An 8,779-nucleotide genomic window follows, 5' to 3' on the forward strand; every position below is an offset into this window, starting at 1 on the left:
GAGCATGATCTCCATCGGATGGAAAATCAAGCATCTTCATTGATCACGGATATATATCTTTTCGGCGTTTTCCTGGGCTTATGTGATTGGCCAGATCCCTGGAGGCTGGTTACTGGATCGCTTCGGCTCTAAACGGGTTTATTTCTGGAGCATCTTCATCTGGTCGCTATTTACCTTGCTGCAAGGTTTCGTCGATCTCTTCAGCGGTTTTGGCATCGTGATAGCGCTGTTTGCGCTGCGTTTCCTGGTTGGCCTGGCAGAAGCCCCGTCATTCCCCGGTAACAGCCGGATTGTCGCCGCCTGGTTCCCTGCCCATGAACGAGGCACGGCGGTATCGATCTTCAACTCGGCCCAATACTTTGCCACGGTGATCTTCGCGCCGATCATGGGCTGGCTGACCCATGCCGTTGGCTGGTCTCACGTATTCTTCTTTATGGGCGGGCTGGGCATCATCCTGAGCTTTGTCTGGCTTAAGGTGCTGCACAATCCCAAAGATCACCCCAGCATCAACCAGGCGGAACTGGACTATATCGAAGCTGGCGGTGCCTTGATCAATATGGATCAGAAGCAGGCTGCGCAGGTCAAGATCAAAGGCGAGAAGTGGTTCCAGATCAAGCAACTACTGCAATCACGCATGATGATTGGCGTCTATATCGGCCAGTACTGCATCAACGCGCTGACCTATTTCTTTATCACCTGGTTCCCGGTGTATCTGGTGCAGGCACGGGGCATGTCGATCCTCAAGGCTGGCTTTGTCGCTTCGGTGCCAGCCATTTGCGGTTTTGTCGGCGGAGTGCTCGGCGGCGTGATTTCCGATTACCTGATGCGCCGTACCCAGTCACTGACCTTCGCCCGTAAAACGCCGATCGTGCTGGGCATGCTGTTGTCGATGTCGATGATCTTCTGCAACTACGTCGAAACCGAGTGGATGGTGGTGGGTATCATGGCCGCAGCGTTCTTCGGCAAGGGGCTGGGCGCGTTGGGTTGGGCAGTGATGGCCGATACCGCCCCCAAAGAGATCAGCGGCCTGAGCGGTGGCCTGTTCAATATGTTCGGCAACATCTCCGGCATCGTCACGCCGATCGCCATCGGCTACATCATTGGTACCACCGGATCGTTTAACGGCGCGCTGGTCTACGTCGGGATCCATGCTCTGTTGGCGGTAGCCAGCTACCTGTTCATCGTGGGGGATATCAAGCGTATCGAGCTGAAACCGATGGCTAAGGTCAGCAGGCAATGACACGGCGGCGAGTTTGGCAATTGAACCCACAATTTTGAGGACATCTCTATGACTACAGCACCAAAAATTACCGCCATGCAGGTTGTACCGGTGGCCGGATACGACAGCATGCTGCTCAATCTCAGCGGCGCTCACGCCCCATTTTTCACCCGTAATATCGTGATCTTGCAGGATAACGCCGGTAACACCGGGCTAGGGGAGATCCCTGGGGGTGAGAAAATTCGCCAGACCCTGGAAGAGGCTCAGTCCCTGGTGGTCGGCAAAACCCTGGGGGAATACAAGAACGTGATGAACCGGGTGCGCGAAAGCTTTGCCGATCGGGATGCCAGTGGGCGTGGCCTACAGACTTTCGATTTGCGTACCACTATCCACGTCGTGACCGGCATTGAAGCGGCGATGCTGGATCTGCTGGGGCAGTTCCTTGATGTGCCGGTAGCGGCCCTGTTAGGGGATGGGCAGCAGCGTGACTCGGTGGAAATGCTCGGTTATCTGTTTTATGTCGGCGATCGCAACAAAACGCCGCTGCCTTACCAAAGCCAGCCGGATGAGGCCTGCGACTGGTATCGCCTGCGTCATGAAGAAGCGCTGACGCCGCAAAGCATTGTGCGGCTGGCGGAAGCGGCTTTTGATAAGTATGGCTTCAACGATTTCAAACTAAAGGGCGGCGTATTGGCGGGCGGTGAAGAGGCTGAGGCCGTCACGGCATTGGCGCAGCGCTTCCCTCAGGCGCGCATCACGCTCGATCCCAACGGTGCCTGGTCGCTGAAAGAAGCGATCGCACTCGGCAAACAGCTGCGTAACGTGCTGGCCTATGCCGAAGATCCTTGCGGTGCCGAGCAGGGCTTTTCTGGGCGAGAAGTGATGGCTGAGTTCCGTCGTGCCACCGGCCTACCTACCGCGACCAATATGATCGCCACGGATTGGCGGCAGATGGGGCACACCTTGCAGTTGCAGTCGGTAGATATCCCGTTGGCGGATCCTCATTTCTGGACCATGCAGGGCTCGGTGCGCGTCGCCCAGATGTGTCACGAATTCGGCCTGACCTGGGGTTCACACTCCAATAACCACTTCGATATCTCGTTGGCGATGTTTACCCATGTGGCCGCAGCGGCACCGGGCAACATTGCGGCGATCGACACCCATTGGATCTGGCAGGAGGGTAACCAGCGGCTGACACGGGAACCGCTGCAGATTGTCGGTGGCCGCGTGCAGGTTCCACAACGGCCAGGGTTGGGGATCGAGCTGGATCGGGATCGGTTGATGCAGGGCCATGAGCTTTACCAGAAACACGGGCTTGGGGCACGCGACGATGCGCAGGGTATGCAGTACCTGATCCCTGGCTGGATCTTTGATAACAAACGCCCGTGTCTGGTGCGCTAGTAGAGGATAAATCATGAAGAGTTGCCATAACCCTTTTCGCCAGTCGCTACTGGCGGGGGAAACCCTGATCGGCTGCTGGTCTGCCCTCGCTAACCCGATTTCCACCGAAGTCCTGGGGCTGGCCGGTTTCGACTGGTTGGTGCTGGATGGCGAGCATGCGCCGAATGACGTTGGCACTTTTGTGCCGCAACTGATGGCCTTGAAGGGCAGCCCTAGCGCCGCAGTGGTACGCCCGCCCTGCAACGAACCGGTGATTATCAAGCGTTTGCTGGATATCGGTTTCTACAACTTTCTGATCCCGTTTGTGGAAAGTGCCGAGCAGGCACAGCAGGCGGTAGCGTCGACGCGTTATCCCCCTGCGGGGATCCGTGGAGTCTCCGTTTCGCACCGCAGCAACGGCTACGGCACTATCCCAGACTATTTCGCCCAGATCAACGAGCAGATTGCGGTTCTGGTGCAGATCGAAAGCCAACAGGGGGTCGATAACCTGGATGCGATAGCTGGCATAGAGGGCGTCGACGGTATTTTTGTCGGGCCAGGCGATCTTTCCGCCGCGCTCGGCTATCTCGGCCAGCCTAATCACCCGGAGGTACAGGCGGTGATCCGTCATATTTTCGAGCGGGTCAGCGCGCACGGAAAAGCCAGCGGCATCTTGGCACCGGCTGAGGCTGATGCCCGCCGTTATCTGGAATGGGGAGCCAGGTTCGTGGCCGTCGGCAGCGATCTTGGCGTATTCCGCACGGCCACGCAGGCCTTGTGCGATCGGTTTAAGCAGGGTGTTAAATAAGGAGAACAGCATGAAAATTGGCTTTATTGGCTTGGGGATCATGGGTAAACCCATGAGCAAAAACCTGCTGCAAGCGGGTTATTCACTGGTAGTGATGGATCGCAATGCTGCAGCGGTGGCCGAACTGGCCGCATTGGGTGCCGATGTTGCTGCCACGCCAAAGGCGGTGGCTGCACTGAGCGATATCGTGATCACCATGTTGCCTAACTCACCGCAGGTGCGGGAAGTGGCATTGGGAGAAAATGGCCTGATTGAGGGAGCCAAAGCGGGAACCGTGCTGATCGACATGAGTTCTATTGCCCCACTGGCAAGCCGTGAAATCAGCGCAGCTTTGGCTGCCAAACAGATTGCCATGCTCGATGCACCGGTGAGCGGCGGTGAGCCTAAGGCGATAGATGCCACATTGTCGGTGATGGTGGGGGGTGATAAAGAGGTGTTTGATCGCTGTTTTGAAGTGATGAAAACCATGGCCGGTTCGGTGGTGCATACCGGCGACATTGGCGCTGGCAACGTCACCAAGCTGGCGAACCAGGTGATTGTGGCGCTGAATATTGCTGCCATGTCCGAGGCGCTGGTGCTGGCGACCAAGGCTGGGGTTAATCCAGATTTGGTATTCCAGGCGATCCGCGGTGGGTTGGCGGGTAGCACGGTGCTAGAAGCCAAGGCTCCGATGGTGATGGATCGTAATTTCAAACCGGGTTTCCGCATTGACTTGCACATCAAGGATCTGGCCAACGCGCTGGATACCTCCCATGGCGTGGGGGCACAGTTACCACTGACCGCAGCGGTGATGGAAATGATGCAGGCACTGCGCGCTGACGGGCTGGGCAATGCCGATCACAGCGCACTGGCGTGTTATTACGAAAAGTTGGCCAAGGCAGAAGTTACCCGATAAGGGCAGTGAGTGCTGGTTAGTCAAGGTGATACCCCTCACCCCAACCCTCTCCCGTAGGGAGAGGGAGCTGTTAGCCCCTGCTCTTTTGCAAATAAAGGGGTTATCTCAGCAAACTCGATTTAAAGTACATCACCGAATTTTCAGGCTAACTCGATCGGTCCCCTCTCCCTGTGGGAGAGGGTTAGGGTGAGGGGCAACAAGCTTATCCCAACTGGAACTTCGCTTCCGTCTCCACCAGCTCAATCTCATCCAACAGCTCCAGCCATTCCGGTTCTAAATCAACGTTGCTTGCGCCTTGGCGTAGTTGTTGCTCAAGATAGAAACACAGTTGCTTAAGGCGCGGAACGCCGCTGTAGCTGCAACTGCCGTGCAGCTTGTGGATCAGATCGAGAATGGTGTCGTCCTCTTCCCCTTCCAGCACGGCTTTTACCCGATCGCTGACCTGCGGCAGGAACTCGACCAGCATCTGCAACAGATCGCGCGCCAGATCTTCCTTATTGGCAGCCTGGCGTAATGCCAATGGCCAATCCAGCGATAACGGTGGTTCGGCCGGGCTACGCGGTTGGGCTGGCTCTGGTTCAAGCTCGAGGGTGTGATAACGGGAGAGCACCCGTGTCAGCATGGCTTCGTCAATCGGCTTGGCCAGATAGTCATCCATGCCGGCCTGCAACAGGTGTTCGCGCTCACCGCTCACCGCATGGGCGGTAACCGCGACGATCGGCGTGGAGTTGTGATGCGGCATCTGGCGGATCAGCTCACTGGCGCGGATGCCGTCAATGTTGGGCATCTGAATATCCATCAGGATCATATCCAGCACGTTATCCCGCGCCAGTACGATGGCCTCCTCACCGCTTTCGCACAGCAGCGTTTTTTCTACCTGTTCGGCCAGCAAGGCGCCGATCAGCTTCAGGTTGGCCGGGTTATCATCTACCGCCATCACCGTCAGCGGTAAGCGTTTATGTACCGCTGGCGCATTCAGGCGCAGCGGAGCCTCCAAACGCAGTAACGGATACAGGCGATTACTGCTGATCGGTTTGGTCAGGCAGCCGATAGCGCCCAGCTTCTTCATTTTTTCGGCATCGATCTGCGACTGGCTAGGCACCGCCAGGATCACCCGATCGGCAAGTCTCAGCGACTCCAGCAGCTTGTCCCTATGCTGGCTGATGCCATCCCGGTAAGGGATCGGTACGCCCGCCAGCAGGAAGTCGTAATGATTTTTCGGCAATTGCCCCAGGGTTGGCGAATGGGTTACCACCAAATGGGTGGCGCTCAACATATTCAGCGTGGCCTGGGCCGCCGTTGGGTTGGCTTCGATATAGGCCAGCGTCTTACCGCGCAGATCCGGCAGGCTAGGGGGCAGCGACAACATACCTTCGTTGAGATCGATAGTGATGTGGAACCAGAAGGTCGAGCCACGATTGAGCTGGCTGTGGAAGTTGATATCGCCCCCCATCTCTTTCACCAGCTTCTGGGTGATCACCAGGCCCAGCCCGGTACCGCCGTGGCGGCGGGAAATGCTGGCATCTGCCTGGCGGAAGGCCTGGAACAGCTGCGATTGCTGGCGTTCAGAAATGCCGATGCCGGTATCGTGGATCTGCACTTCCAGCTCCACCTGGCGTTCCAACTGATTACGTAGCTCGACACGGATATCAATATTGCCGGTTTCGGTGAACTTCACCGCATTGCCGAGCAGATTGGTGATCACCTGCTGTAGCCGCAGTGAGTCGCCGATCACCTGCTCTGGCACATCGTTTTGCACATCCAAGGTCAGCTCCAGCCCTTTGTCGTGTGCGCTAGGGGCCAGCAATACCAGCACCTCATCGAGCGTTTCACGCAGCGAGAACGGAATGTGTTCCAGGATCAGCTTGCCAGCCTCCAGCTTGGAGAAGTCCAGCACGTCGTTGATGATGGTCAGCAGGTTGTTGGCCGAGCGTTCGATAGTTTGCAGATAATCAGTCTGGGTGGCGCTCAGGTTGGTTTTCAGCGTCTGGCGGGTAAAGCCGATCACCCCATTGAGCGGGGTACGCAGCTCATGGGACATATTGGCGAGGAATTCGGATTTGATACGGGCGGCTTCCTGCGCGCGCTTCTTCGCCAGATCCAGCTCCACGTTCTGGATCTCCATTTGCTCCAGCGTTTCACGCAGATCGGAGGTGGCCTGATCGATGTTCTGTTGCATCTCCTCGTGATAGGCGGTCAGCGACATCGCCATCGAGTTGATGCCGTTTTTCAGCATTTGCAGTTCGCCGAGCATAAAGCCTTCCACCCGGCTATCCAACTGGCCGCGGCGGATACGGTCAACGGTGTTGACCATATTGCGGATCGGGCCGGTGACGTCACGCATCAGGCGGTAGGCAAACAGAATGGCAATACACATGCACAGCAGCAGCAACAGGGTAGAAACGAACACCTCTTTATATTGCTGCAAGCGTACCGATTGCAGATCCAGCTCGATCGCCACATAGCCGAGATTGCTGTCGGGATGTGTCTCCTCGCCGGCGTTCTCGTCCGGGAACTGCGACTCCGACAGGATTGGCGTGCGCAGGATCAGGGAATCGCCGCGCCGGGTCAGCATCATATCGGTGGGCATCGGCACACCTTTGGGCAACTGCAGCTGGGTATAGTTGTGATGATAGTTGGAGGTGACAAACAGGTTGTTCTGCGCGTCAAACACGGTGATCGCCCGGACGATATCCGAATGGCGGCGATGCAGCAGGCTGACCAGTTGCCGGACCGACTCGCGGCTGCGGAAGGTCATGCCATATTCGCTGGCGACGGCCAGAGGTTCGATGATGCTGGCACCGGCATCGACCAATTGCTCCTGCAGCTCGTTGTAGCGGTGCACTACAAAGAAGGTGCTGAGCAGCAGACCGATCAATAAAGTCGGTGCCAGGATCAGGATCATCATGCGCGCGCGCAAGCTGTATTTGGTCATGGGATTCCAATGTGGGAGAATTGGAGGCTAATCTTAAGCTGAATTAACCAACACACAATTGATAATTATGGTGCAATTCTACTCTCCGAAACGCCGCGTGACGACCCGGCAAGCTTCACAAATATTCACGGTGACGGTAACGGACCTCGATCCATTTGGCCAGGGAGTGGCGCGCCATGAAGGCAAAGCGGTATTTGTCCCCGGAGCTTTACCGGGTGAACAGGCCGAAATTCAACTGACGCAGGACAAACGGCAGTTCGCCAAAGCCAAGCTCAGGCAACTATTGAATTGCAGCATACAACGTGTAGAGCCGCGATGCCCACACTTTTGGAGGCGCTCAAGCAGGGCGATCGTCAGGCATTGCAGCAGTTTGCCCAGCAAAACGCGACTGCCGTTTATTTGGCACCAGACAGCGTTCGGCTGGAAAAACTGTGCGGTGAAGCGCCGTATTATCAGGTTGACGGGCTACGCTTAGACTTTAATCCGCGTGACTTTATTCAGGTTAATGATGCGATAAATCAGCAAATGGTGGCTCAGGCCCTTGAATGGCTCGAGATTGAGCCCAATGATCGCATATTGGATCTGTTTTGTGGCATGGGCAACTTTACCCTGCCGCTGGCCAAGCGGGCCAAAGCGGTGGTTGGGATTGAAGGTGTTGCCACGCTGGTAGCGAATGGGCAATATAATGCCCGTAGGAATAGGCTCAGTAATGTCTCCTTTTTCCATGAAAATCTGGAAGATGACGTTGCGCGACAACCATGGGCAGCACAGGGATTTGATAAGGTGATGCTGGATCCAGCCCGCGCAGGCGCGGCTGGGGTGATATCACATATTGTAAAACTGGCGCCAGAGCGCGTGGTGTATATATCCTGTAACCCCACGACGTTGGCACGCGACAGCAAAGTGTTGCTGGACGCCGGTTATCGTCTTGCGCGTGTGCGGATGTTGGATATGTTCCCGCACACGGGGCATCTTGAATCCATGGCGCTGTTTATCCACGGGTCGCGGAAAAAGTAGGGAGAAGTTATGGTCGCGGTAAGAACTGCACACCTGAATACGGCGGGTGAATTCGCGCTTGATGACTGGATTGCCAGCCTGGGGCTTCCCAACCCGCAGTCAGGTGAGCGATTAGCCGCAACCTGGCGTTACTGTGAACAGCAGACGAAAGACCATCCCGACGCGCCGTTACTGCTATGGCGTGGCCTGGAAATGGTGGAGATCCTCTCGACCCTCAGCATGGATAACGACAGTATGCGCGCGGCGCTGCTGTTCCCGCTGGTGGACGCGGCAATCGTCCCCGAAGCCACCCTTACCGAAGAGTTCGGTTCCGGCATTACCTCTCTGGTACATGGCGTGCGCGATATGGACGCCATCCGCCAACTGAAAGCCACTCACAACGACTCGATGGGCTCCGAGCAGGTCGATAACGTGCGCCGCATGCTGCTGGCGATGGTGGAAGATTTCCGCTGCGTAGTGATCAAGCTGGCAGAGCGCATCGCCCACCTGCGTGAAGTGAAGGATGCGCCGGAAGACGAACGCGTG

The 8,779-nt window shown here is 56.8% G+C and carries 5 protein-coding genes and 2 pseudogenes; 6 read left to right on the plus strand and 1 reads right to left on the minus strand.

Annotated features, from left to right (window positions below; translation table 11 throughout):
• Positions 1 to 52: 52 nt before the first annotated feature.
• From ACLQ7H_RS00710 to garR, 4 genes and pseudogenes are all read left to right on the plus strand, one after another.
• A pseudogene (locus tag ACLQ7H_RS00710) lies at positions 53 to 1,240 on the plus strand (MFS transporter); the annotation flags it as partial.
• Positions 1,241 to 1,288: 48 nt separating this feature from the next.
• Positions 1,289 to 2,620, plus strand: a complete 1,332-nt coding sequence (gudD, locus tag ACLQ7H_RS00715; RefSeq protein ID WP_411751012.1) for a glucarate dehydratase — start codon at positions 1,289 to 1,291, stop codon at positions 2,618 to 2,620.
• Positions 2,621 to 2,633: 13 nt separating this feature from the next.
• Entirely contained in the window at positions 2,634 to 3,407 is a 774-nt protein-coding gene (gene garL / locus ACLQ7H_RS00720) for a 2-dehydro-3-deoxyglucarate aldolase (RefSeq protein WP_411751013.1), read from the plus strand.
• A 10-nt stretch (positions 3,408 to 3,417) separates the two neighbouring features.
• Positions 3,418 to 4,302, plus strand: coding sequence for a 2-hydroxy-3-oxopropionate reductase (gene garR / locus ACLQ7H_RS00725; RefSeq protein WP_411751014.1), 885 nt, complete (start codon positions 3,418 to 3,420; stop codon positions 4,300 to 4,302).
• Between the two features lie 202 nt (positions 4,303 to 4,504).
• Here garR and barA read toward each other — a convergent pair whose 3' ends face one another.
• Positions 4,505 to 7,237 (minus strand): two-component sensor histidine kinase BarA, encoded by a 2,733-nt coding sequence (gene barA, locus ACLQ7H_RS00730; protein ID WP_411751015.1) that lies wholly within the window; start codon positions 7,235 to 7,237, stop codon positions 4,505 to 4,507.
• Between the two features lie 67 nt (positions 7,238 to 7,304).
• Between barA and rlmD the strand changes: the two are divergent.
• Positions 7,305 to 8,254 (plus strand): annotated as a pseudogene (rlmD, locus tag ACLQ7H_RS00735) (23S rRNA (uracil(1939)-C(5))-methyltransferase RlmD).
• Positions 8,255 to 8,263: 9 nt separating this feature from the next.
• The coding region (locus tag ACLQ7H_RS00740) for an HD domain-containing protein (protein ID WP_411751016.1) at positions 8,264 to 8,779 on the plus strand (516 nt) is incomplete at its 3' end.

The organism is Serratia sp. (in: enterobacteria), from assembly GCF_046715635.1.
GTDB lineage: Bacteria > Pseudomonadota > Gammaproteobacteria > Enterobacterales > Enterobacteriaceae > Chania.